This window comes from Vibrio mangrovi, assembly GCF_024346955.1.
GTDB lineage: Bacteria > Pseudomonadota > Gammaproteobacteria > Enterobacterales > Vibrionaceae > Vibrio > Vibrio mangrovi.
Window position 1 is genome coordinate 2,749,012 of record NZ_AP024883.1, and the last position, 26,358, is coordinate 2,775,369.

A 26,358-nucleotide genomic window follows, 5' to 3' on the forward strand; every position below is an offset into this window, starting at 1 on the left:
AGAAAGTAAATAGTGAAACAGAAATGCGAATATTAGTTACGGGAAGCTCTGGTCAGGTTGGTCAGAGTTTAGTGCAGCAACTGCAGGAAAGACAGATTGATTTTTTAGCTCTGAACCACAAAATGCTGGATATTACCGATACCAAAGCTGTATTGCGTACTGTCTCAGAATATACTCCAACAGTCATTATCAATGCAGCAGCATATACAGCCGTAGATAAGGCTGAAGAAGAAATCGATCTAGCATACAAAGTCAATTGTGAAGGAGCGAAAGTTTTAGCTGAAGCAGCTCGTTCAGTCGATGCATCCATTCTGCACATCTCAACGGATTATGTTTTCTCCGGCGATAAAACTGACGAATATCAGGAAAATGATATAACCGAGCCTCAAGGTGTTTATGGTAAAAGTAAGCTGGCCGGTGAACTAGCGGTTATACGGTCTTGCGAAAAGCATATCATCTTAAGAACATCATGGGTTTTTGGTGAATATGGTCATAATTTCGTAAAAACGATGTTAAGACTTGCTCAGGAAAAAGATACGCTGGGTATTGTGAATGATCAATGGGGCGCACCGACTTATGCCGGTGATATTGCCTCTGCTTTACTTACGATTGCAGAAGCGATTTACCACGACCGTCCGGTATCGTACGGGGTATATCATTTTTCTGGTCATCCTTATGTAACCTGGTTTGAATTTGCCTCATCTATTTTCCATCATGCTCAGGAAAAAGGAATGCTTCGCTGTATTCCCCATCTGAATCCACTCACCACAGAACAATTTCCCACCAAAGCAAAAAGACCGGCTAATTCGAGGTTATCCATGACTAAAATTTACCGAGAATTTGGCATCACTGCCAGTGACTGGAAAAGTGCATTACAACGAATACAAGACTATAAAATTTAGGTTAATCATGAACATTATTAATACTGAAATCCCTGATGTAAAAATTATTGAACCCGTAGTATTTGGTGATGAACGTGGTTTTTTTATGGAAACCTGGCGACAGGAAGTGTTTGAGCAACTTGTTACAGGCAAACCGACTCACTTTGTTCAGGATAATCATTCAAAATCCAAAAAAGGTATTTTGCGGGGATTACATTATCAGCTTGAAAATACACAGGGGAAACTTGTCCGTGTTATTTCAGGCGAAGTGTTTGATGTCGCTGTAGATGTGAGAAGAGATTCACCAACATTCGGTCAATGGGTTGGCGTGTATCTCTCTGCGGCAAATAAGCGCCAGTTATGGGTACCTGAAGGTTTCGCCCATGGGTTCTATGTGACCAGTGCAGAAGCTGAATTTGTTTACAAATGCACCGATTACTATAACCCTAACGCTGAAAAAACTATTATTTGGAATGACAGCCATATTGGTATCCAGTGGCCTTTAGATAATACAGAACCACAACTATCAGAGAAAGATCGATTCGGTGAAACGCTACTTGAGTCTGTATGTTTGTAGGCACATCAGCTACCTTTAGATAGCGGGGAACCGGAGCCTCTCTGAAGGACAGGATAAATTCTCCGGTTCCATCTTCTCGATATAGGATTTTTCATCATCGCCATAGAGCAAGTCAGAAAAACCAACCTTTAGTCGAAAATACGTTGAAGAAAGGAGTATCTCTTCACTTTTCGCGCTCAATAACACTTTTTCACCCCCAAATAAGCTCAAATTGGATATTCCTTAGCCACCACCTATATTCATAGTATTCCAGCTGTTTTCTGCATAAAAACGGGGGTGGCATGCGTACTGGTTTCTTATTTGCTGTTTTACTCGTCTTCTCAACTCATGTATTTCCACAAACTCTCTCTTTTGGTGTGGTTCCTCAGCAATCTGCGAAAAAAATGGCCGCACTGTGGTCACCGGTACTTCAGTACATCAGCCGGGCTTCAGGACTGGACATTGAGTTTGCCACGGCTAAAGATATTCCTGAATTCGAAAGACGGCTTCGCGATGGTGAGTATGATATTGCTTATATGAATCCCTACCATTATGTGGTATTTCATCAGAAACCCGGCTATCAGGCCATCGCAAAACAGAAAGATAAACAGATCCAGGGAATTATTGTCGTTCGTAAGGATAGTCCGATTCACTCACTGGAGGATCTACAAGACCATCAACTGGCTTTTCCTTCTCCGGCAGCATTCGCAGCCAGCATCCTGCCACGAGCCAATCTTGAACGGAAAGGAATTAACTTTACGCCTAAATATGTTTCTTCACATGACTCTGTCTACCTCAATGTCTCCCGGGGCTTTTTCCCAGCAGGAGGCGGAGTACTCCGGACATTGAATAATACGGATCCTAAAGTTAGTCAGCAGTTGAAAATCCTCTGGACCACACCACCTTATACATCGCATGCGATTGCTGTCCACCCTCGAGTCTCAGAAGAAATCCGCCAGAAAATTGTCCGGGCGATGCTTGAAATGAATAATGACGAGCAAGGTATGACCTTACTCAAAGGGCTAAGTTTTAAAGGTCTGGAAGCAGCCAGCGATCAACAGTGGGACGATATCAGGGAATTAAATATCAGGTTATTGGATCATTTGCTGGAATAATTCCACTCATAAACTGAATGGATAATACATAACAATGGACTGATATAAGGTAGCCAGTAAATAACTGAAACAGCCAATATTGGCATAATAAACAGGTTTGAGGTTTGTATGTCGCTCAAGCTAAAAACAATTTTAGGTGTTGCCATCATTGAGGCCTTACTACTGGCTTTACTGGTCTCTATGACGCTCAATTACCTGAAAACAACCAACTATGACGGACTGATTAAGCGAGCTACAACAACAGTAACCCTCTTCTCAACCACCACTAAGGATGCCGTACTTTCCTACGACCTTGCTTCACTGGAAGCTTTCACATCAGAATTAATGAAAAACCCGGATCTGAAGTATGTGAAAATTCTGACACCAAATGGTGATGTATTTACTCAGGCCGGAGAAGCCGACTACCTTCAGCGTCCATTTGTCGAAGATCATGATGTTGCCTTAGTTTCTGACGGAGTTTTTGATATCAGTGCAAAAATAGAAGAAGGCGGTCATTTGTTCGGTTTGATTCATCTGGGAATTGATACTTCAGAACTAAACCAGAAAATTCAGGAAGCCAGGTACTGGAGCGCAATTATCGCGGGTATAGAAATGATAATGGTTGCATTGTTTTCCTATTTGCTGGGTACTTACCTGATCGGTCGTCTGAGTCAGCTCAGAGAAGCAGCAAACCAGATATCCAGAGGAGAAACAGATGTAACTGTCACGATTTCCGGAGCTGATGAAGTGACGGATGTTGCTCATGCCTTTAATAAAATGTCATCCCGTCTGCAGGAGGAATCCCAACGCAGAACCGAATACGAAGAAGAATTGCAAGAGCTGAACCGTACACTTGAAAACAGAGTTGAACGTCGCACCGAGCAACTCAGTCAGAATATTGCCAAACTGAAATCCATGAATGAAACACTGAAACATACCCATGCACAGTTAGTTCAGTCAGAGAAGATGGCATCTATCGGAACACTGGCTGCCGGTGTCGCCCACGAAATCAATAACCCGGTCGGTTTTGTGATGAGTAATGTCAGAACACTGGCAAGTTATATCAAAACCTACGAGGGCGCGATTGAACGGATACAGGCTTTACTTATACAGGAAGAATCACAGCCCGGTATTCACCGGGCTCTTCATGAATTAGGCCAATGGTTGAATCAACAGGACATTGATTTTCTGCAGGAAGATGTTTCCGGGCTACTTTCCGATACACTGGAAGGTACCGAGAGAATCCGTGATATTGTTGTGGGCTTGAAAGAGTTTTCCCACACCGATCAGGATAAGGTAATGAAATCGGCAGATGTCAATGAAGCCATTCTGAAAACACTCAAAATTGCACACAATGAGCTGAAATATAAATCACAGGTTGAAACTGAGCTGGGCGATATTCCACCGCTCATCTGCAATATCGGCCAGATCCAGCAAGTGTTGCTTAATATCGTGATTAATGCAGGACATGCAATCAAAGAGAATGGACTGATTAAGATAAAAAGCGGAATGTCAGACAACCATGTTTTTATTTCTGTAGAGGACAATGGTTGTGGCATCGACCCACTCATCCAGCAGAAAATATTTGATCCTTTCTTTACCACCAAAGAAATAGGCAAAGGGACTGGACTGGGGTTATCGATCGCTTACAGCATCATGGAAGAACATCAGGGACAAATTAAGGTAGAAACAGACCCCGGAAAAGGCAGTAAATTCACGCTTTATTTTCCATTCCCTCAGTTATCTGATTAATCAACACTAACCACCTCATCTTCTTCCTCCTCCTCTTCAGAAAAAGAAGCAAAAAACGAGGGATATTTTTGCCGGATCAGGCGTTGTTCTGCAACCATCTGTTTGAACGAAAAACCCTGTGATAGTTTCACAATCACTTCATTCTTATCAAAACGCAGAATAGTTCCTTTAATATCTACCTGGCTCCCGTCATTCAGAAAAACTTTTCCCGTCACTCTGTATCCCTGATGTAATCGAGTTGCATTCGGCATCAGAATACGAATACCTTTTTCTGAACATTCGGTAAGATGGTACATATTATTTTCAAAACGAATCGCCGGGCGAACTCCTTTTGGGTACCGGAGGCGATAATACTGACGTCTTTGAGGCCCCTCATTCTGGTTCATAAAGCGGCTCCATCAATTATATTCATCATCATTATTATTCAATATTCAACTGATATTCTATCTAACCTGAGAAGGTCAGGTATATTCTATAAATAAGGGATATAAATACCATAAACCAAGAAGTCAGTCGAACCGAATCAGTCAATGAAAATTCAGAATAGCATTTCGGCAATATGAATCAAACAGCATAGTAATCTAGTATTTTAATCCACGACAGCATATTAGCCTGATTCATAGCAAATTATTCTGCACAAATTTTCCTCCTGATCACAATGCGTCAGAGTTAGAAACTTTAATAATTCTCGTTTAAATATCTTTTATATACCGTCATGGTGCAGGATAAAACGCCAATAATATGCAGATCCTCAGGATCTCAACCGCTCAAAAAACACCCAACCCAACAAAGCACGATTGTTTTACAAATACTCAATTAATCAATCGCAAATACCACATGTAAAGCATTAACACCAGACATAACTCTATATTAGTGACAAAAGTCAAAATTTAACTTCATTTTAAAAATATATAGCATTAATAAGGCATATATATTAACATTTGCGTTACATTGAGACGAATATATTGCAAACACAACAACGACAACTCAATGACACACAACATAACAACACGCAAATACAGGGAAAATAACCATGCAATCACTTGTTGATTTTTTGAATGGGATCATCTGGAGTCCGGCACTAATCTATCTGTGCCTGGGAGCTGGTCTCTTCTATTCAATCCTCACCCGGTTTGTTCAGGTCCGTCATTTTTCAGAAATGTGCCGATTACTTTTCTCGGCTAAAACGTCGACGAAGGGTATTTCTTCATTTCAGGCACTGGCAGTGTCTCTTTCCGGTCGTGTCGGTACAGGGAATATTGCCGGTGTCGCAGCAGCTATCGGATTCGGTGGTCCGGGAGCCGTATTCTGGATGTGGGTTGTTGCTTTCCTCGGCGCAGCAACAGCTTATGCCGAATCGACACTGGCTCAAATCTATAAAGAAGAAGATAACGGTGAGTTCCGCGGTGGTCCGGCTTATTTCATTGAAAAAGCAATGGGACAAAAATGGTATGCGTGGATTTTTGCCATCGCAACAATCATTGCATGTGGCATCATGCTTCCAGGGGTTCAGTCAAACAGTATCGGTAATGCCATTGAATCAGCTTTTGGCACCGGAGATATGGTTGAGACAGCAATCGGCACATTCAGTATGGCAAAAATACTGACCGGTACTTTCATTTCAATTCTGATGGCCTTCATCATTTTCGGTGGCGTTAAACGTATTGCAAGTTTCACCCAGATTATCGTTCCTTTTATGGCACTTGCATATATTGTTACCGCTTTCGTCATTATCCTGCTCAACATCGATCAGGTTCCGCATGTCTTCGGTATGATTATCGGTGATGCATTCACACCAATGGCAGGTGTCGGCGCCGCTATCGGATGGGGTGTAAAACGTGGTGTATACTCCAATGAAGCAGGTCAGGGAACCGGTCCTCACGCAGCTGCGGCAGCACATGTGCAGCACCCGGCTCAACAAGGTCTGGTTCAGTCTTTCTCTATCTACATCGATACACTTCTGGTTTGTTCTGCAACAGCCTTTATGATTCTGATTACCGGTGCTTATAACGTCAGCGGTGCAGCTGAAGGTACATTTTTAGTTCAGAATCTGGCAGCGAACGTTGCAGCAAACAGCCCTGAATTTACTCAGATTGCCATTGAAAGTGCCCTGCCCGGGGTTGGAAAAACCTTCGTGGCTATTGCTCTGTTTTTCTTTGCCTTCACGACAATTCTGGCGTACTACTACATTGCCGAAACAAACGTTGCATACCTTTGCCGCCGCTTTGGCTCAGAGACTCTGACCTTCCTGCTGAAAATCGTACTGCTTAGTGCAACATTCTACGGTACCGTAAAAACAGCGAATCTGGCCTGGGCAATGGGTGACATTGGCGTTGGTCTGATGGCGTGGCTCAACATTGTCGGCATTCTGATTATCTTCTTCCTCAACAAGCCAGCAATGTCGGCACTGAAGGATTATGAAGAACAGCAACAGCAAGGTGTAGAGCAATACACATTTAACCCGGTAAAACTCGGCATCAAAGGCGCGTACTACTGGGAACAACGTTATGAACGTCAGACCGGTAAAAAACCGACTGCCACATCAGACAGTGAAAACATCCCTCTCACGGGTGAACGTGCAACTGAATCATAATGCATGAATCATGGTCGTATCAAAAAAGGGAGCAACACTGCTCCCTTTTTATATTCTCAGTTCATTCTTACTTATAGCGTCTCTGCCGTCCGGGAAGATGTTGCGATTGATTTTCTGGCCCATATTCCGGCCAGACAAGAGCCGGAAAGATTGTGCCAGATTGAGAAGATCGTCCCGGCAACAGCTGAAGCCGGTGTGAAAAATTTCATCGCTAATGCGGTCGCCAAACCAGAATTTTGCAATCCTACTTCAAAAGCAATAGTCCGGCAGGTTTTCTCATCCATCCCTAACCAGCGGCATGCCCAGTAGCCAGAAACTAATCCGGTACTGTTATGCATGATCACCGCCAAAGCCACAATCGGCCCGATTTTAGCCAGTTGATCTGCATTCAATGCAACAACAATGGCAATAATCGTCACGATTGCCAACATTGATACCAATGGCAGAACAGGTTCAAGTTTCCGGGTCACAGGATGCATCACTGAATTGAGAACAATTCCCAGAATAACCGGTATCACAACAATTTTGAGCAGGCTGAACAACATACCAAGTACGGGCACATCAACTGACTGTCCAGCCAGTAACTGAACCAATAGCGGTGTCATCACAACCCCCAACAGCGTCGACATAGCAGTCATTGAGATCGATAATGCGACATCTCCTTTGGCCAGATAACACATCACATTTGAAGCAGTTCCACCGGCAACACTCCCTACCAGAACCATACCAATGGTTAGCTCAGTATCCAGTTCCAGCAGTCTGCTGACCAGCAAAGCTGCAAGCGGCATCACAGAAAACTGAAGTACTAAACCGATGCCAACCGCCTTTTTGTTTCTCAGTACATTGAGGAAATCGGAGCCCTTCAGCGTAAGTCCCATTGTCAGCATGATAACCGTTAGCAAAGGAATAATTGCAGGTTTGAGCATGGTAAATGTTGCTGGAGAGAAGTAGGCAGCCAGGGAAAAGAGAACCGCCCATAACGGAAATAAATTCGTGATTGTCCTTAACATACGCGTTCCTGTTTTGTTTTTATCTTTCTGTCAGATATCCTGAAATACTATCCGGATATTATGGATATAATCATCAATATGAATAATTCAGTGACTACCTTACCCGACATCCGGTAAGAATACATCCTCTGTTTTATATTCAGGAACCTCTGATGACCGAGACAAAAAAACTTCTCACAGGAGAAGTTTTAAAAAATTCACCAATACAGCTTCTATTGTAATATTCATTTTTTTACAGACCATTCCGCTAAAAACTGATTCAACTTTTCCCCAATAAGGCCAGCCATATAATCAGAAATATGATCCGTGTACGCAAAAGAATTCTTCCCATTTTTATAACGCAGACACACACCATGCTCAACATCACAGAAAATGTCCGCCGTATCAAAAACAGCAACCTGTGCACCAAATTCCTCTGACACCGCAGAGAGCGCTTTTATATACTTTTCTCTTAGCCGGTAATAATCAACAAGCTTTAAACGACAGTCGGCAGACTCAGTGTTTAATTTTCTTATACCGATAAAGGGAAGTTTTACAATTCGCTCGCCACAAAACTCACTACTCCCCAAAGCTGGATTATCCACAACCAAAACAACTTTTTTGTCAGCCTTGACCAAATGCCGGACAGTATTTGCTAATGCGATTCGTCCATCTTCATACGTGGCATCTGCTATTTTTAAAGCTGATAACCAGTTCTTATCATTATCAAAATTACCTAAAATTCTCGCAGCTCCAACCAAAACGATTGTGTTTACATTATCCATAGCACTGACAGAGTTTATGGCTGAAATAAGAAGAGGCTGATAGAGCCGAAAACGTGGTTCATTGGACATGAATGGTGATGGTGAACCATATTTTGAATTACCACCGATCATCAGCCACCGACCACTTTCAGTTGAAGTCCGGACAGCTCCGGCGATTAAAGCGGCAGCTTTACTGTCTCCGATCATCGCATACCGAATCGGTCCACGTTGATCCCTGAAGCAGGCTGCTACCTCTTTTTTCATTTTATCTTCCAATCCACATTCACTAACCATTGGGGACATCATACCCAACTGCGTATAATTCTCTTTAATCGTTGAAAGTTGAACGACATCTCTGTCAGGATAACCATGTGAATACTGAATAGAATAACCGATACATGCCACAAATATCATGGACAGACCAAGACCAAAACTCTGGCGTAAAGTAACCAAATGACTTCTTATTGGTTTTTCCACCAATAGATAAGTCATCCAGGCCAGAATTATAGATAACGATACGGCCAATATACGTGTATCGTTACTCAGCATTTCTCCTTCAATAATATGCAGGAAAGATAGTATGACCCAATGCCACAGATATAAAGGATAACTTATCACCCCGATCCAGACAGCAATCGGGTTCATCAGAAAAACGCGATTCAACCATGCTTTTGATCCTGAACCAATGACGAATAAGGCACCAACCACAGGTATAATGGCCCATATTCCGGGAAAACTCAGATCTTCATTTATCCGTACAACACCATAGACCAGAATGGTCAGTCCCAGTAATGAAGCAAGGTTTGCAGCAGTCAGACTATCTGTGACAATATTTTCGGGACGGACAAAACGCCGAACAACCTGACCGGTTAACGAGGAAATACGAGCGATAACCGCACTTTGATATAAAAATAACCACGCAAGAATGCTACCACTCAGTAATTCCCAAAAGCGTCCTACAGGCCAAAAAAATATATGGACGGGTTTAGAACCGACAAAATAGAGATTAAAAAGAAATGAGATGACAACAGAAAAAATACTGACTGAGAGGAGATTTAACCTAAGCTTCCAGGCACTCCATAAAACAAGAGGCCAAATAATGTAAAACTGTTCTTCTACTGACAGACTCCATAAATGAAGCATAGGCTTAGTTTCAGCCACATTGTCAAAATAGCCGCTTTCATGGACCAGAGCAAAATTCAAAATAAATCCTGCCCCTCGGGTAATATGTTTACCTAATTGTGCATACTCACCAGAGAGAAGTACAAACCAACCAAACATCAAAGAAACGGCCATTACAACGACTAACGCAGGAAAAATCCGACGAATTCTGCGTCCAAAGAAATCAGAAAAGCTCAGCGTACCTTGATCAAGTTTCTCAAAAATATAGCTCGTAATCAGAAATCCACTGATAACAAAAAAAATATCGACTCCGATAAAGCCACCTTTCAGCCAACTGGGAAATGCGTGGAACATCACTACAGATAACACAGCAAATGCACGAAGACCGTCAATTTCAGCACGATAAGTCGATTGGCGAGAGATTACTTGATTCATGTGATGTACGAGTTACTCAATAGAGGTGAGATTTCAGTAAAATAAGTCTGTGACTATAAAAATTCCAACCTTATAAGTATTACAACAATTTTTAAGTTTGCTCTCTAATATCAAATAAAAAAGCCAACGGAATCTACCCATTGGCTTTTTTCTTCATCATTCACGACTCACTGACATCAACCCGTCAATGAATCGGAGACATGACTTATTCCCACTCGATCGTTGCCGGTGGTTTTCCTGAAATATCGTAAACCACACGGGAAATACCGTCGACTTCATTAATGATACGGTTGGAAACCTTACCCAGAAAATCATAAGGCAGATGAGCCCAGTGTGCGGTCATGAAATCAATCGTTTCAACGGCACGCAATGATACAACCCAGTCATATTTCCGGCCATCGCCCATAACACCCACAGAGCGAACAGGTAAGAATACAGTAAAGGCCTGAGAAACTTTATGGTAAAGGTCCGCAGCACGTAACTCTTCAATGAAAATCGCATCCGCACGACGCAGTAAATCACAGTATTCTTTCTTGATCTCACCTAAGACACGAACACCAAGGCCAGGGCCTGGGAATGGATGACGATACAGCATCTCATAAGGCAAGCCGAGTTCCAGACCAATTTTACGCACTTCATCTTTAAACAATTCGCGTAATGGTTCAACCAGCCCCATTTCCATATCTTCAGGTAATCCACCTACATTATGGTGAGATTTGATGACGTGTGCTTTACCGGTCTTCGATGCAGCTGACTCAATAACATCCGGATAAATCGTACCCTGCGCAAGCCATTTGGCATTCTTCAGTTTGCCGGCTTCTTCATCAAACACTTCAATGAATTCGTGCCCGATAACTTTCCGTTTTTCTTCCGGATCTGACTTTCCTTCCAGTGCTTTAAGGAAACGCTCTTCAGCTTCGACTTTGATAATATTCAGTCCGAAATGTTCACCGAACATATCCATCACTTGCTGACCTTCATTAAGGCGCAACAGACCGTTATCAACAAACACACAAGTCAGCTTATCACCGATAGCACGCTGAACCAGCATCGCAACAACTGATGAATCGACACCACCGGAGAGCGCCAGTATGACTTCATCGTCACCAACCTGAGCTTTAATACGGGCTACAGCATCTTCGATGATAGAAGCTGATGTCCACAGACGTTCACAGCCACACGCACCCAACACGAAGTTTTCCAGCATCTTCATCCCTTGCTTGGTATGAGTCACTTCAGGGTGGAACTGTACGCCGTAGTATTTCTTCTCTTCATTTGCCATTGCTGCATAAGGGCAGGTATCAGTCTGAGCTACCTGGAAGAAATCAGCAGGAATCTCCACGACCTTATCACCATGGCTCATCCAGACATCCAGCAGTGCGCTGCCGTCTTCGGCAGATTCGTCACGCAGGCCTTCAAACAATTTAGATTCCTGAGCAATCTGAACCTGAGCATAGCCAAATTCACGCTCAGTCGAACCGGATACTTTTCCACCCAGTTGCTCAGCCATGGTCTGCATGCCATAGCAAATGCCCAGAACAGGCACACCGCAATCAAATACATACTGTGGTGCACGCGGAGAATTGTCTTCCGTTACACTTTCAGGGCCGCCTGATAAAATGATGCCATTCGGATTAAACTCCCGAATGTCGGCTTCATCGACATCCCAGCTCCATAGTTCGCAATATACACCTATTTCACGGACACGACGTGCGACAAGCTGCGTGTATTGTGAACCAAAGTCTAGGATAAGGATCCGTTGGTCATGAATGTTCTTGGTCATGTTGAGTCGTCTTCAAAGAAAAGTTTATGGAACGGAGGCGAGTTTACCCGCCTCTCATGTCATCATCAAGCAAAAAGCAAACGTTTTCGTCGCGGAATTATGATCCTAAACGATAGTTTGGTGCTTCTTTGGTAATCTGAACATCATGGACGTGAGATTCCTGAATTCCTGCGCCGGAAATCCGGACAAATTCAGCCTTGGTACGAAGATCTTCAATGGTTGCAGAACCTGTCAGTCCCATACAAGAACGCAGTCCGCCCATTTGCTGGTGAACAATTTCTTTGAGCAGGCCTTTATATGCGATACGCCCTTCGATACCTTCAGGAACCAGCTTATCCGCAGCATTATCAGACTGGAAGTAACGGTCAGAAGAACCTTTCGACATTGCACCCAGAGATCCCATACCGCGGTATGATTTATAAGAACGTCCCTGATAAAGAATAACTTCTCCCGGCGCTTCTTCTGTACCGGCGAACATTGAGCCAACCATGACACAGGATGCACCGGCCGCAATTGCTTTACAGATATCACCAGAGAAGCGGATACCACCATCACCAATCACTGGAATTCCGTATTCATTAGCCACAGATGCTGCATCACCAATCGCTGAAATTTGTGGTACACCAACACCGGTAACAATCCGGGTTGTACAGATAGAACCAGGGCCAATACCAACTTTTACTGCGCTGACACCAGCTTCAATCAACGCACGGGCACCTTCAGCAGTTGCAACATTTCCGCCGATAATATCCAGATCAGGGAAAGCAGCACGCGTATCACGAATGCGTTGAAGAACACCTTCAGAATGACCGTGGGATGAGTCAATCAGTAACACATCGACACCAGCTTCAACCAACGCCTGAACACGCTCTTCGTTTCCAGCTCCGGCTCCGACAGCAGCACCGACACGTAAACGTCCCTGATCATCTTTACAGGCATTTGGTGCAATTTCTGCTTTATGGAAATCTTTTGCTGTAATCATACCGGTGAGCTGAAATTCATCATTCACAACCAGAACTTTCTCAACGCGGGCCTGATGCATTTTTTCCTGAACTTCAGCGCGGGAAGCGCCTTCTTTCACAGCTGCCAGACGTTCTTTTGGCGTCATCACAGCAGAAACTTTTTTCGTCAGGTCGGTAACGAAACGAACATCACGACCAGTGATGATACCAACTAATTCATTATTCTCACTGACAACAGGGAAACCGGCAAAACCATGTTTTTCTGTCAGAGCCATCACATCAGCAATGGTTTGTTCCGGCTGAACTGTGACAGGAGATGTCACAATACCTGCTTCGTAGATTTTTACCTGACGAACCTGAGCAGCCTGCTGCTCGATTGACATATTCTTATGAATAAAACCAATCCCACCTTCCTGCGCCAGAGCAATCGCAAGACGGGCCTCAGTTACCGTATCCATAGACGCAGAAATCATAGGAATATTCAGCGTGATATTTTTGGTTAGCCGGGTTTTTAGATCGGCAGTATTCGGGAGAACAGTTGAATGGGCAGGGACGAGCAACACGTCATCAAAAGTCAAAGCTTCTTTGGCGATTCGTAGCATTTGCAATATCTCACAGCAAGGGTGTTAAAAGAAATAACCCAACACTTTAAGGTTTTTGGATCAAAGTGAATTGGATTTGATATTGCGGACGGATTATACCGAGCCATTTCCTGTTTTACTACACATTTTTTCAATTTTTATTTGCAATTACCCCCTTGATATGTATTATATTGCCGCTAATTTCCATTCCTACGGCCATGACATTCGCCCGTGCTAGCTGCAAAGAATCAAAACATCTATACCGTATCCCGTCTGAATGCCGAAGTCCGGCTCCTGCTTGAAAATGAGATGGGAATTGTCTGGCTTATCGGTGAAATATCTAACTTTTCAGCACCAGTCTCCGGACACTGGTATTTATCACTAAAAGATGCCAGAGCTCAGGTGAAATGCGCAATGTTCAAAGGGAACAACCGCTTTGTCACCTTTAAACCGAAGAATGGTCAGCAAGTTCTGGTTAAAGCCCGTCTGTCTTTATACGAGCCCCGTGGTGATTATCAGCTCATTATCGAAAGCATGCAGGCTGAAGGTGACGGACGTCTGCAACAGGAATTTGAGCAACTAAAACAAAAGCTGGCCGCAGAAGGTCTTTTTGCACAAAGCAATAAAAAAACACTACCGGAACACCCTCAATGCGTGGGCATCATCACCTCAAAAACCGGTGCCGCACTATTTGATATTCTCGATGTATTAAAACGCAGAGATCCGACACTTCCCGTCATCATCTACCCGACAATGGTTCAGGGAGAAGATGCAGCTATCCGGATTGCTCAGGCAATTGGCCGAGCCAATGAACGCCGGGAATGTGATGTTTTGATTGTTGGTCGCGGTGGTGGCTCTTTGGAAGATCTCTGGTGTTTCAATCATGAAATCGTAGCCCGGACCATAGCTGCCAGTCAGATTCCAATCGTCAGTGCTGTTGGTCATGAAATTGATGTGACTATTGCAGATTTCGTTGCCGATGTGCGTGCACCAACCCCGTCAGCCGCAGCAGAACTGGTCAGTCAGGATAGCAGCTACAAGCGAACCGGCCTGACGAACTACCGCACTCGTCTGAATCACGCAATACGCTATTATCTGGCAGCCCAGCGTCAGAAAAGCCAGACGCTGCAACATGCACTGGAGAAACAACATCCGACTTATCGCCTGGAACGACAGATTCAGCAAATGGATGAACTGAGTATTCGCCTCCAGCAGGCAATGCAACACTATTTATCCAGACATGCCCAAATGCTGGAGAGAACCGCTTACCGGCTCAAACTCAACTCTCCGGAAAAACAGCTCCAACAACAACATTATCTGCTGACAAAGTATGAACAGCGCGGGATCGATGCCATCGAGAGAAAACTACTTCACTCACGTCATCAACTGGCACTGGCAGCCGAAACACTGGAAGCGGTCAGCCCTCTCTCAACATTAAAACGGGGATACTCCGTCACCCAGAATCAGGCGGGGCATATCATTCGGAGCCGGAATGAAGTACAACCCGGAGAAGTTATTACGACCCGGCTTGCCGACGGAAGCATCCGTGCAACCGTACTTCCGTCAGACTAATTATCAGTAGGCTGAAATACCAATCGTAATCTGGGATCACGCTTTGACTTCTGTTCATTGCACTGCGGGCAAAAATAACTCACTGCACCACACGCCTGTAAACGTTCTAACTCAACCTGACAATCAGGACAATAAGCAATTTTCTGGTAGTGAACAGCACATTTGGGACAGTAGTACTGTCCATCCCATATCAGTTCTTCACGACATTCCGGGCATTGATTCTGGCTCATACTTCCTCCCATTCAGTAAGTCTCTTCCCCTGAAAAATGATCCCTCAAGCAACAGGATCAGATCCGGGTTTATCGTTTCTATTGTATACTGAATGGCTCAGAAACACATAAAGCACCATTCTTGCTGATAAAAATAAGACCATAGCAATGATCCAATCAGCACTCGATTCGATCTTTTGCTGATCTCATGCTTTATTCACTTTGATCAGCGATCAATACCAAAAAGAACATTTATATAACCACATACCGAAAGCATAAGTTACATGTTCTGTTTTTGGATTTTAAACGATATTTTATAAAGACTAACACATCTATTTACACAGCTATTAGTATTTCATAAAAAGATCATCTGACTTACAGTACTGTGTATTTCAATCATAACGCCATAAATAAAAATATATCGTACACACAATAAAAAACCCGGGCTATCTGGCCCGGGCTTATTCTGAGAAGTGCAAAAACTACTTTTTACGATGCTTCATCATCGACATCAGACGTTTCTTCTGTCTCTCCTGAGATAATGTCAGCTTAGATGACTTATTCTCATATGGGTTTTCACTGCTCTGGAACTGAATCCGGATTGGAGTACCCATAATCTCAAGCGACTTACGGTAATAGTTCATCAGATAACGCTTATAGGCATCGGGAAGTTCATTAACCAGATTCCCGTGAATAACGATGATCGGCGGATTATAACCACCGGCATGAGCATATTTTAGTTTCACCCGCCGTCCACGAACCATCGGTGGCTGGTGATCTTCCGTAGCCATTTTCATGATTCGGGTCAGAACAGATGTACTCACCCGGGTTGTTGCTGACTTGTATGCCTCTTCTACCGACTCAAACAGATGGCCGACGCCTGTGCCATGCAGTGCTGAAATAAAGTGAATCCGGGCGAAATCAACAAATCCCAGCCGACGATCCAACTCTTTTTTCACCCTTTCTTTGACATCAGAATCCAGCCCATCCCACTTATTAACGGCTAACACGATAGAACGTCCGGCATTCAGCGCAAAACCAAGCAGGCTTAAATCCTGATCAGAAATATTTTCTCTGGCATCGATCAATAGCAATATAACATTCGCATCTTCAATCGCTTTCAACGTCTTAACAACAGAAAACTTCTCGACGGTTTCATGAATCCGCTTACGACGCCGGACACCGGCAGTGTCGATCAATACATATTCACGCTCATTACGCTGCATCGGAATGTAGATCGAATCACGGGTCGTTCCCGGCATATCATAAACAACCACACGCTCTTCACCCAGAATACGGTTGGTTAAGGTCGATTTGCCGACATTAGGCCGACCGATAATTGCCAGTTTAATCGGCTGAGCCTGCAAACGCAGATACTCGGCTTCCGCTTCCTCTTCGGTATATTCCAGAGCCGCTGATTCTTCTGCTGTCTCAATATCCGTCAGATCTTCGATTTCAGCTTCAGCCCGCGCTTTCAACTCCTGAATCGTGGGTTCCAGAACACGTTCGATCAGCGCATTAACACCCCGACCATGTGCTGCTGCAATCTGATACATCTGTGTCATTCCCAACTGCCAGAACTCAGCACTGGCAGCGTCAGCATCAATACCGTCCACTTTATTGACAACCAGGAACGAAGTTTTCTCGATTCTACGCAGATGTGAAGCGATACCTTCATCAGCAGGCGTCAGTCCGGCACGCCCATCGACCATGAACAGAACAACATCAGCTTCTTCAATTGCAGCCAGAGATTGTTCTGCCATTTTGCTTTCTACACCTTCTTCACCACCGTCAATACCTCCGGTATCAACCACGATGAATTCTTGTTCGCCTACTTTGGCATGACCGTACTTACGGTCACGGGTCAGACCGGGAAAGTCTGCAACCAATGCATCGCGAGTGCGGGTCAGCCGGTTAAATAACGTAGATTTACCGACATTCGGACGCCCGACCAGCGCAACAACAGGAACCATAACAACCTCTAAATCATTCAATGCTATGCGTATAACCACAGGGTAACGTCAATTCATTTACATGAATCGGCCCGGTCATAACACACAGCGCTGTAACATCCTTCAGCTCGTAAGCCTAAAAGAGCTACAGTTAAAATCACAATAAAATGGCTCCTAACTGTTTCCAGCCAGGAGCCGATCATAAAATTATATCACGAATTCTTAACGGATCGTCAGTTTCTTCACATCACCGTTTCGGGTGATCAGCAGATAGCCATTGCCAGGTAACGCTATCGGAGAAACTGCAAAGCCGCTGCTATTCACAAACTGCTGCGCAACAAACTCACCACTGCTACGATCAATCCAATACAGATAACCTTCACTGTCTCCAACAACAACATAATTACTGATCATAACCGGTGCCGTAACCAAGCGGTGTTCAAGTTTATTATTGGTCCACAGCTCCGTTCCGCTGCGCGCATCAACAGCTACAATATGATCTTCATCCGTCACAAGAAACAGTCGACCGCCATCGGTTGCCATATCTTTTGCTGAAGAATAGGTGCGTTTCCATATTGGCTTTCCAGAGCGAAGATCGATATCAACCAACTGACCGTTGTAGCCAATCGTATACAGTGATTCACCCATAATCAGTGGAGAAGCATCGACATCAACCAGTCGATCAATTTCTGTTGCCCCTTTAGGAATCCCAATTGGCTGCTGCCAAATCATCTGCCCCTGAGCAGTAATCGCAGCGGCCAGCCTGCCAGCAGCAGTTCCCCAGAAAACACCACCAGAAAGTGCAACCGGTTCACTGACGCCACGCAATGTTAAATTCGGAACTTCCGTACTGATTACCCACTGTTCTTCACCACTGGTTTGATCCAGAGCGGTCAGGTTCCCGTTACTGGTATTAATGATCAACAGGTGACCATCAGTGGTCGGCGACGCCAGTATTTCTCCACCGATATTATGCTTCCACTTAAGCTCACCGGTTTTGGCATCTAATGCATAGACAACACCATTTTCACTACCGACATAAACCTGGTTTAATCCGGTATCAATTCCACCAGCCAGACGGATAGGATCATCAACTTCCAGATCCTGCTGCCAGAGCTCTTTACCATTCTCCGGATTCAGAGCTTTAACCAGACCATCCCGATCGGCAACAAAAATAGTGTCATACGCGTATTTAGGTTTCAGTTTCGAAAAATAATGACCGACCCCACTCCCAACAGAAGCCCGCCATTCGGAATGCGGTGTAAACTGGCTATTCACGACGGGAACCGGTGCCATCACCACCGATTCTTCCTCTCCGGAACATCCAGCCAATCCACCAGCAATGGCAGTCATTAAAAATAAGTTGCCGAACCACTTTTTCATCAACTCACGCCCTTATTTGGCAAGATCATCTAACTTCATTTGCAGTGTCTGACTGGCGTCTTTGGCCTGCTGTGCTTCCGTATAAGCAATATAAGCTGCGTCTTTATCGCCCTGACGCAATGCAATATCACCTTTCAATTCAGCAACACGACCAACCCAGCCTGTATCTGTAATTCGTTTCAATGACGCCAGCGCACTATCGTAATTACCTTGTTCTGCCTGAATCCGGGCAATCCGGTAGTCAATTAAAGTATCAAGAGCTGCATCATCCGTATGTTCTTTCGCCCATTCAAGCTGAGCAAGTCCTTCGTCCAGATGTTTCGCATCAACCTGAGATTTAGCCAGTTGCAAGGCTGCGAGAACGGAGTAATCACTGTCTGTATGTTGATCAATGAAAGTCTGAACCGTTTTTTCCGCTTCAAGTCCCTGCTGGGAAAGCGAGGCAATCGCATCAGAATACTGGTGCGAAGCTGCTTCCTGAGCTGCTTTCACTGATGACTGATAATAATTCCAGCCCAGAACGGCTGCCAAGCCAACGACAGTGCCAATAACGACAGCTCTGCCATTTTCTTTCCACCAACTTTTAATCGCTTCAACTTGTTGTTCTTCGGTATCGTAGAGTTCCACGTTTTGCCCTCTTTATTAAACTTCCCAGCTGAATTTCCCGGCAGTCATCACTTGAAAAAATGAGTCAGTTTTTCAATGACATCTGACTGTGCCACTGTTTCCTGAGTTCCGCCGTTCAAATCTTTGAGTACCACCATCTGTTGTGCGACTTCGTCCTCTCCCAGAACCAGCGCAACAGCAGCCCCAACCTTATCAGCCCGCTTAAATTGTTTCTTAAAATTACCGCCACCACAGTGATTCATTACCCGCAGTCCCGGCATTGACTCCCGTACCTGTTCGGCCAGCTTCATTCCTGCTGACAATGTACCTTCTCCGGCAGTCACCATGTAAACATCAACCTGACGTGCAACATCTTCTGTCAGTTCAAGTGCTTCAACCATCAGAACCAGACGTTCCAGCCCCATGGCAAAACCAACCGCCGGTGTCGCCTTACCACCCATCTGCTCAACCAGACCATCATAACGACCGCCACCACATACAGTTCCCTGAGCACCAAGACTTTCAGTCACCCATTCGAATACAGTGCGGTTGTAATAATCCAGACCACGAACCAGACGTTCATTCACCGAGTATTCGATACCGGCAGCGTCAAGAAGTTCACATAAACCGGCAAAATGAGCTCTGGAATCACCATCAAGATAATCTGACAGCTTTGGTGCGTCATTTAAAATCGCCTGAATTTCAGGATTTTTGGTATCCAGAACACGTAATGGGTTGGTATACATGCGACGCTTACTGTCTTCATCCAAAACAGATTCATGTTGTTCCAGAAATTCAATCAGCGCAGTCCGGTATTCCGCACGCGCATCAGGAGAACCAATCGAATTCAGTTCCAGCCGGACATACTGAGCAATCCCCAACTCCCGCCATAAGCGGGCCGTCATCATAATCAATTCCGCATCGATATCCGGCCCATCAAGACCAAACACCTCAACACCACACTGATGAAACTGACGATATCGTCCTTTCTGAGGGCGTTCATGGCGGAACATCGGTCCCATATACCACAGACGCTGTTCCTGGTTATACAGCAATCCATGCTGGATTCCGGCACGAACACATCCAGCTGTACCTTCAGGACGTAAAGTCAGGCTATCGCCATTACGATCTTCAAAGGTGTACATCTCTTTTTCAACCACATCGGTCACTTCACCGATTGCACGACTGAACAGATGTGTCACTTCCACGATCGGCATGCGAATTTCGCTATAGCCGTATGCATTAATAACTTGTTTTACTGCGCCCTCAACCTTTTGCCAGAGCGGTGATTGTGTCGGAAGGCAGTCGTTCATGCCCCGAATTGCTTGAATTGTTTTTGCCACAAGGATTACCGTAAATTCATAATAATGTTAATTGTCTTCGATCTGAGTGACCTGAATACGATTCTGCTGGTCAAGTACTGCTGCTTTGGCCCGGATTCTAGCTTCAAGCTGATGAACTAAATCATCATTGTCGAACCGCTCTTTCTGGCGGACGCCGTCCTCATAAAATGCACTTTTCCGGTTACTGCCAGCCAACCCCAGATGTGAAGCTTCAGCTTCTCCGGGACCGTTTACCACACAACCAATAATAGAAACATCCATCGGCGTAAGAACATCTTCAAGGCGTTCTTCCAGTGCATTGACCGTTCCGATGACATCAAACTCCTGACGGGAGCAGCTAGGACAGGCGATAAAATTAATTCCCCGGGAACGAATCCTCAGTGATTTGAGGATATCAAATCCGACTTTAATTTCTTCTACGGGATTGGCAGCCAGAGAAATACGCAATGTATCGCCGATACCTTCAGCAAGCAACATCCCGAGACCGACGGATGATTTGACCGCTCCGGCTCGAGCACCACCGGCTTCAGTAATACCGAGATGCAACGGTTGATCGATTTTCTGAGCCAGCAGACGATAAGAATCAACAGCCAGAAAAACGTCGGAAGCCTTCACACTCACCTTAAACTGATCGAAGTTAAGACGATCCAGAATGTCGACATGACGCATAGCAGATTCTACCAGAGCTTCTGCTGTCGGCTCTCCATACTTCTGTTGAATATCTTTTTCCAGTGAACCACCGTTGACACCAATCCGGATAGGAATGCCTTTATCCCGGGCACAGTCAACAACAGCACGAATCCGTTCTTCCCGACCGATATTCCCCGGATTGATCCGTAGGCAATCAACGCCGTATTCAGCAACCTGCAGAGCGATGCGGTAATCAAAATGAATATCAGCGACCAAAGGAACGGACACCTGTTTTTTGATTTCCCGGAATGCTTCCGCCGCATCCATCGTCGGAACTGAAACACGGACGATATCAGCTCCCACTTTTTCCAGTGAACGAATTTGAGCGACCGTTGCATCCACATCGGTCGTTCTGGTATTTGTCATCGACTGAACAGCGATGGGAGCACCATCGCCGATAGGAACATCACCGACGTAAATACGTGTCGAACGGCGACGTTTTATTGGGGACTCATGTTGCATATTTTTATCTAAGGTAAACTAAATCTGGCCACTTTGCCGGAAGTATACCCAGAAAGGTCGACAGGTTCACCTGCAAATGTCATTGAAACGCTTTCCGGCGCTCCCAAAATGACTTTAAATGGTGCCTCTCCCCGGAGATGAATGGACTGGTTTGCTTTCTTTAACCCGACGAACAGAGTTTTGCCATTCGCATCACTGATACGAACCCAGCAATCATCCTCAAAGTTCATGGTTAGTGCTTTCAGATCAGCAGAAGAAACTGTCTCGTCTGCTGCGGTCCCAGAAACCGTGCCGGATGAAGTTGCAACAGGTTCTTCTGCAGGTACAGAATCATCCGCGGCCGTGGCCGAATCCTGAACATCCTGAGAAACAGATTCAGTTGTATCAGGTGTCGCAATGTTTTCAGGCTCTGGCTCAACCGGATTCTCAGCTTCAGAAGATTCCTGAGTCAGATCGCTGACCGTAGTAAAATCATCCTTAGTCGCATCGTCTTGTTGACTCTCCGGCGCTTTTTCCTCTTGAATACGCTGAGACGGAACAAGTGTGTCCTGCTCCTGATTCTGATACCACCAAACGGATGAAATACCGATCACAATGGCAACAATGCCAACCGTGATCAGGTTAATACGACTGTTATGTTGCTCACGAGTTGTCTTTCTGGAAAAACTCGTCATGGATAATTCTTGTGCACCACCACCGCAATAATGATCATATGCAGAAAGAATAACCTGATCTTCAATCCCGACCAGTTTGGCATAAGATCGGACATAACCTCTTGTAAATGTTGATACCTTATCGATATCAAAATTATTTTCTTCGAGAGACTGAACAACCGTCAGACGTAACCGAAGCTTGTCCGCGATCTGTTTTTGGGTCAATCCGAGAGACTCTCGCTTTTGCTTCAGGAGTGTCCCGGGTTTAATCTGGTTATCTTCTTCTTTGACTATTTCTGATTCTGTCATCACGTGGCATCTATCTCATGTCTCTTTGCTGTAACCCTATATAAGCATAGCGCTTTATTGATTTTAGTTCTTATTGGTTAACTTATTACTATTACAGCCCAAAATAAAGTTCATATTAGCGTCAAAATTATCAATAACTCAAATAATTTTGATATATGCAATTAAACATTCTAAAGGATATTAGAACTGAAACAACAATGAATTAAGGACGAAAACTCGGTTAAATCAAGGTTTTTCGAGAAATTGACAAAAAACAGGGGCAAATGCAGGATAAAGAGGGCAAGAACGCGACTTTTGTCAACTCATCACACTTCTGATAATTAGTGAAATACCCACCCGGAATTGACAACTAACGGTGATTTATTGAACAAAAATGATTAATTTTTTATACAGGATACCTGCAATTATTGTGAACAGATATCCCATTATAAAAATAACAATAGATAAAACGCTGAATCAGTTAACTGCTTTTACCGGAATTGCATTTTGCTCTTGCTCAGCCAGAATCTTCGTCCGTTTGGTTCGATCGATGACATCACCAACAAGCTGCCCACAGGCGGCATCGATATCATCACCACGTGTTTTACGCACCGTTACCGTGTAGTCATATCCCATCAATGTTTTCATAAAACGATCAATCCGGGAATTACTGGGTTTCCGGTAAGGAGAACCGGGATAAGGATTAAACGGAATCAGATTAATCTTACATGGCGTATCTTTCATTAGCTCGGCTAATTCGTGCGCATGTTCGGTACCATCGTTGACATGATCCAGCAGGATATATTCAACGGTTACTTTTCCACGGTTGGCGTTGGATGAAGCAATATAGTTACGGACCGACGCCAGAAAGTCCTGAATATCCCAACGATCGTTAATCGGCATAATTTCACTGCGTAGTGCATCATTCGGAGCATGGAGAGAAATAGCCAGCGCAACGTCAATTCGCCCGGTCATCTGCTCCAGTCCCGAAACAACTCCAGATGTAGAAACCGTCACCCTGCGCTTGGACAGACCGAATCCAAAGTCATCCAGCATAATTTCTAATGCAGGAAGCAGATTCTTCATATTAAGCAACGGTTCACCCATTCCCATCATCACCACATTGGTGATTGGACGTCGACCCGTCTCTTTTTCCAGGCCAATTTCCCGTGCGGCACGCCAGACCTGACCAATGATCTCAGAAACCCGTAAATTACGGTTAAAACCTTGCTGGGCTGTCGAACAGAACTTACATTCCAGAGCACAGCCGACCTGAGACGACACACATAAAGTTGCCCGGTCATCTTCCGGGATGTAGACAGTTTCTACATCCTGATCACCAACCCGCATCGCCCACTTAATCGTTCCATCCGACGAATGCTGAGCTTCTGAAACCAATGGTGCTCTGATTTCACAGCGGTTTTTCAGCTTCTCTATCAACTTTTTGTTAATGTTGGTCATCTTCTCAAAGTCATCACAACCAAAGTGATAAATCCACTTCATGATTTGATCGGCACGAAACGCTTTTTCGTTCAGCTCTTCAGTGAAAAACTGACGTAATGCGGGGCGATCAAAGTCGAGCAGATTGATTTTTTGTGTGGTCATGGAACCTCTCAGAAACACCGGACATCAAATTCAGGGCGCGAATTGTACAGCCTTTAAGCACTGACAACAAGTCCTCTTCTTCGGTCGACAGATAGTAAAAACCCCGGTCTGGCCGGGGTTTCTCGTTATAAATTAGAGACTCTCGGGCAAATTTCCGAATCAGGGAAAAAGAAAGCAATCTCCCGAGCTGCCGATTCAGGGCTATCACTGCCATGAACCGAATTCAGACGCATACTGATTGCGTAATCAGCACGAAGCGTACCGCAAGCCGCTTCTTCCGGGTTGGTTTTTCCCATTAATTCCCGATAACGGACAATCGCATTCTCACCTTCAAGCACCTGCACCATAATTGGTCCGGAAGTCATGAACTCTTTCAGCGATTCAAAAAATGGTTTTCCCTCATGTTCGGCATAAAAACCACTGGCTTGTTCTTCAGTTAAATGCACCATTTTTGCCGCAACAATCTGCAAACCGGCTTTTTCAATGCGATGATAGATTTCACCAATCAGATTACGCTCAACAGCATCTGGCTTTACGATAGAAAAGGTTCTCTCTAAGGCCATAAAATTATCCTTTCATTTTGTATTTATAGTCATTCAGATATTCAGGCTTAAAGGCCTGAACTGAATTTTATTTCGCCCGTTTTATTCATTCAGTAAACGAGCCAGGGTACGAATACCGATTCCTGTCGCCCCTGCCGACCACTTATCCGTTGCTGACTTACGATAAGTTGCTGCACAGTCAATATGTAACCAACCTTTCTGGTAATTGTCCACAAAGTTCGATAAAAATGCAGCAGCTGTACTCGCTCCCGGTGTATAGTCAGCAGAACTGATATTTGACAGGTCAGCAAAACTGGAAGACAGCATATCCCGATGGAACGATTCCAGTGGCAACGGCCATAATCTTTCATTTTCTGCTTTTGCCACAGAGAGTGCGTGATGACTCAGCGTCTCATCAAAACTCAATAAAGCATGATAATCGACACCCAGAGCATTCTTCGCAGCACCAGTCAGCGTCGCACAGTCAATAATCATTTCCGGATTCTGTTCGCAGGCATAGATCAGACCATCGGCCAGAACCAGCCGACCTTCGGCATCGGTATTCATGATTTCAACTGTTTTACCATTCTTATAAGTAATGATATCTCCCAGCTTCAGAGCCCGTCCGGAAACCATATTTTCAGCACAACATAAAATCAGTTTCACCCGCTTATTCAGACCGCGCAAAATTGCCAGCCCTAGACCGCCGGTAACCAATGCAGCTCCGCCCATGTCAGACTTCATTGTTGTCATGAAGTTTGAAGGTTTCAGGCTATAGCCACCCGAATCGAATGTAATCCCTTTCCCTACAAGACAGGCATAAACCGGTGCATTTTCATCTCCGGTCGGGTTGTAATCCAGTTGCAACATTGCTGAAGTTCTTTCTGAACCACGCCCAACGGCAAAAATACCAGCCCAGCCTTCAGCAAGCAGATCTTTATCTTTCACAATACGATAAGTAACCGTATCAGGTGCCAGTGACTTCACAAACTCCGCTGCCATTGTTGCCAGTTGCCGGGGAGCAACTTCTTCAGCACTCTTGTTAATCACATCCCTAGTCCAGCCTGAAGTTTTGATTCTGGCATCCAATTCCTGCTGCTCATCTTCAGCAAGAGCTTCCCAAGTCAGAGTGTTTAATTTTTTCGGATCCCGGTATCCCTGATAGAAAGCCCAGATAGTTTCCAAGTCCCATTCACTTCCGAGCAATGAAATATTACGCAGACCTTGCCCGTCCATCTTGCGGGCTGCTTTCTGAATGGTCACTAGAGGGGAAGATGATGGATCAATATGAATCGTTATACCGGATTCGGAATAGGAAATCGTCGCATTTTCTCCCCACTGTTCGGGAGCTTTTTCCTGACTTATATATACTGACATATTTACAGACATGGTCTCTCCTTGTCTTTAATTCGCTTTTTTGCCGCTTATTTTTCTGGTTTATTCAGTCAATTTACCATTATATCCGGCAAACATGTCAAATTGATAAAAAGCGGACCTGTAAAGATCCGCTTTCACCTTCATTTATTTTTACAGACAACAAC

Annotated in this window: 21 protein-coding genes; 6 read left to right on the forward strand and 15 right to left on the reverse strand. The window is 44.6% G+C overall.

The features are described 5' to 3' along the window. Positions 1-23: 23 nt before the first annotated feature. From rfbD to OCU74_RS12145, 4 genes are all read left to right on the forward strand, one after another. Entirely contained in the window at positions 24-902 is an 879-nt protein-coding gene (rfbD, locus tag OCU74_RS12130) for a dTDP-4-dehydrorhamnose reductase (RefSeq protein WP_087480135.1), read from the forward strand. 7 nt (positions 903-909) lie between these two features. After that, on the forward strand, positions 910-1,458 hold the full coding sequence (rfbC, locus tag OCU74_RS12135; RefSeq protein ID WP_087479975.1) for a dTDP-4-dehydrorhamnose 3,5-epimerase: 549 nt from the start codon (positions 910-912) through the stop codon (positions 1,456-1,458). A gap of 281 nt (positions 1,459-1,739) precedes the next feature. Beyond that, positions 1,740-2,552 (forward strand): phosphate/phosphite/phosphonate ABC transporter substrate-binding protein, encoded by an 813-nt coding sequence (locus OCU74_RS12140; RefSeq protein WP_087479977.1) that lies wholly within the window; start codon positions 1,740-1,742, stop codon positions 2,550-2,552. A 108-nt stretch (positions 2,553-2,660) separates the two neighbouring features. Continuing rightward, entirely contained in the window at positions 2,661-4,283 is a 1,623-nt protein-coding gene (locus tag OCU74_RS12145) for a sensor histidine kinase (RefSeq protein WP_087479978.1), read from the forward strand. Here the strand turns inward: OCU74_RS12145 and OCU74_RS12150 are convergent. Then, positions 4,280-4,669 (reverse strand): PilZ domain-containing protein, encoded by a 390-nt coding sequence (locus OCU74_RS12150; RefSeq protein WP_087479979.1) that lies wholly within the window; start codon positions 4,667-4,669, stop codon positions 4,280-4,282. The genes OCU74_RS12145 and OCU74_RS12150 overlap by 4 nt on opposite strands. 647 nt (positions 4,670-5,316) lie before the next feature. On the opposite strand from OCU74_RS12150, the gene OCU74_RS12155 reads away from it, so the two are divergent. Then, positions 5,317-6,876 (forward strand): alanine/glycine:cation symporter family protein, encoded by a 1,560-nt coding sequence (locus tag OCU74_RS12155; protein WP_087479980.1) that lies wholly within the window; start codon positions 5,317-5,319, stop codon positions 6,874-6,876. Positions 6,877-6,947: 71 nt separating this feature from the next. Here the strand turns inward: OCU74_RS12155 and OCU74_RS12160 are convergent, their stop codons facing one another. The 4 genes from OCU74_RS12160 to guaB all read right to left on the reverse strand — a co-directional run bounded on the left by OCU74_RS12160 (position 6,948) and on the right by guaB (position 13,533). Then, positions 6,948-7,886: a bile acid:sodium symporter family protein gene (locus tag OCU74_RS12160; RefSeq protein WP_087479981.1), complete on the reverse strand. Its 939-nt coding sequence runs from the start codon at positions 7,884-7,886 to the stop codon at positions 6,948-6,950. Positions 7,887-8,110: 224 nt separating this feature from the next. Continuing rightward, entirely contained in the window at positions 8,111-10,186 is a 2,076-nt protein-coding gene (locus tag OCU74_RS12165) for an acyltransferase family protein (RefSeq protein WP_087479982.1), read from the reverse strand. Between the two features lie 205 nt (positions 10,187-10,391). Further along, on the reverse strand, positions 10,392-11,969 hold the full coding sequence (guaA, locus tag OCU74_RS12170; protein WP_087479983.1) for a glutamine-hydrolyzing GMP synthase: 1,578 nt from the start codon (positions 11,967-11,969) through the stop codon (positions 10,392-10,394). A gap of 97 nt (positions 11,970-12,066) precedes the next feature. After that, complete coding sequence (gene guaB / locus OCU74_RS12175; RefSeq protein WP_143693143.1) at positions 12,067-13,533, reverse strand: IMP dehydrogenase; 1,467 nt, start codon at positions 13,531-13,533, stop codon at positions 12,067-12,069. 210 nt (positions 13,534-13,743) lie between these two features. Here guaB and xseA point away from each other — a divergent pair, with 210 nt between their 5' ends. After that, the gene (gene xseA, locus OCU74_RS12180; protein ID WP_087479985.1) at positions 13,744-15,084 is read left to right on the forward strand and encodes an exodeoxyribonuclease VII large subunit; all 1,341 of its coding nucleotides are present in this window, start codon (positions 13,744-13,746) and stop codon (positions 15,082-15,084) included. Here xseA and OCU74_RS12185 read toward each other — a convergent pair. The 10 genes from OCU74_RS12185 to pepB form a co-directional block, all read right to left on the reverse strand. Then, positions 15,081-15,314 (reverse strand): zinc ribbon domain-containing protein, encoded by a 234-nt coding sequence (locus OCU74_RS12185; protein ID WP_087479986.1) that lies wholly within the window; start codon positions 15,312-15,314, stop codon positions 15,081-15,083. The genes xseA and OCU74_RS12185 overlap by 4 nt on opposite strands. 461 nt (positions 15,315-15,775) lie before the next feature. Then, positions 15,776-17,266 (reverse strand): ribosome biogenesis GTPase Der, encoded by a 1,491-nt coding sequence (gene der, locus OCU74_RS12190; protein WP_087479987.1) that lies wholly within the window; start codon positions 17,264-17,266, stop codon positions 15,776-15,778. 201 nt (positions 17,267-17,467) lie between these two features. Next, the gene (bamB, locus tag OCU74_RS12195) at positions 17,468-18,628 is read right to left on the reverse strand and encodes an outer membrane protein assembly factor BamB (protein WP_087479988.1); all 1,161 of its coding nucleotides are present in this window, start codon (positions 18,626-18,628) and stop codon (positions 17,468-17,470) included. Positions 18,629-18,640: 12 nt separating this feature from the next. Continuing rightward, positions 18,641-19,255, reverse strand: a complete 615-nt coding sequence (locus OCU74_RS12200) for a YfgM family protein (protein ID WP_087479989.1) — start codon at positions 19,253-19,255, stop codon at positions 18,641-18,643. A gap of 47 nt (positions 19,256-19,302) precedes the next feature. Then, positions 19,303-20,577, reverse strand: coding sequence for a histidine--tRNA ligase (hisS, locus tag OCU74_RS12205; RefSeq protein ID WP_087479990.1), 1,275 nt, complete (start codon positions 20,575-20,577; stop codon positions 19,303-19,305). A 27-nt stretch (positions 20,578-20,604) separates the two neighbouring features. Further along, positions 20,605-21,729 (reverse strand): flavodoxin-dependent (E)-4-hydroxy-3-methylbut-2-enyl-diphosphate synthase, encoded by a 1,125-nt coding sequence (ispG, locus tag OCU74_RS12210; protein WP_087479991.1) that lies wholly within the window; start codon positions 21,727-21,729, stop codon positions 20,605-20,607. Positions 21,730-21,737: 8 nt separating this feature from the next. Then, a complete protein-coding gene (rodZ, locus tag OCU74_RS12215) occupies positions 21,738-22,691 on the reverse strand; it encodes a cytoskeleton protein RodZ (RefSeq protein WP_087479992.1) in 954 nt (317 codons plus the stop codon). 456 nt (positions 22,692-23,147) lie between these two features. After that, positions 23,148-24,275: a bifunctional tRNA (adenosine(37)-C2)-methyltransferase TrmG/ribosomal RNA large subunit methyltransferase RlmN gene (locus tag OCU74_RS12220; RefSeq protein WP_087479993.1), complete on the reverse strand. Its 1,128-nt coding sequence runs from the start codon at positions 24,273-24,275 to the stop codon at positions 23,148-23,150. Between the two features lie 125 nt (positions 24,276-24,400). Further along, positions 24,401-24,838, reverse strand: a complete 438-nt coding sequence (gene ndk, locus OCU74_RS12225; protein ID WP_087479994.1) for a nucleoside-diphosphate kinase — start codon at positions 24,836-24,838, stop codon at positions 24,401-24,403. A gap of 81 nt (positions 24,839-24,919) precedes the next feature. Then, entirely contained in the window at positions 24,920-26,206 is a 1,287-nt protein-coding gene (gene pepB / locus OCU74_RS12230; RefSeq protein WP_087479995.1) for an aminopeptidase PepB, read from the reverse strand. Positions 26,207-26,358: the final 152 nt, after the last annotated feature.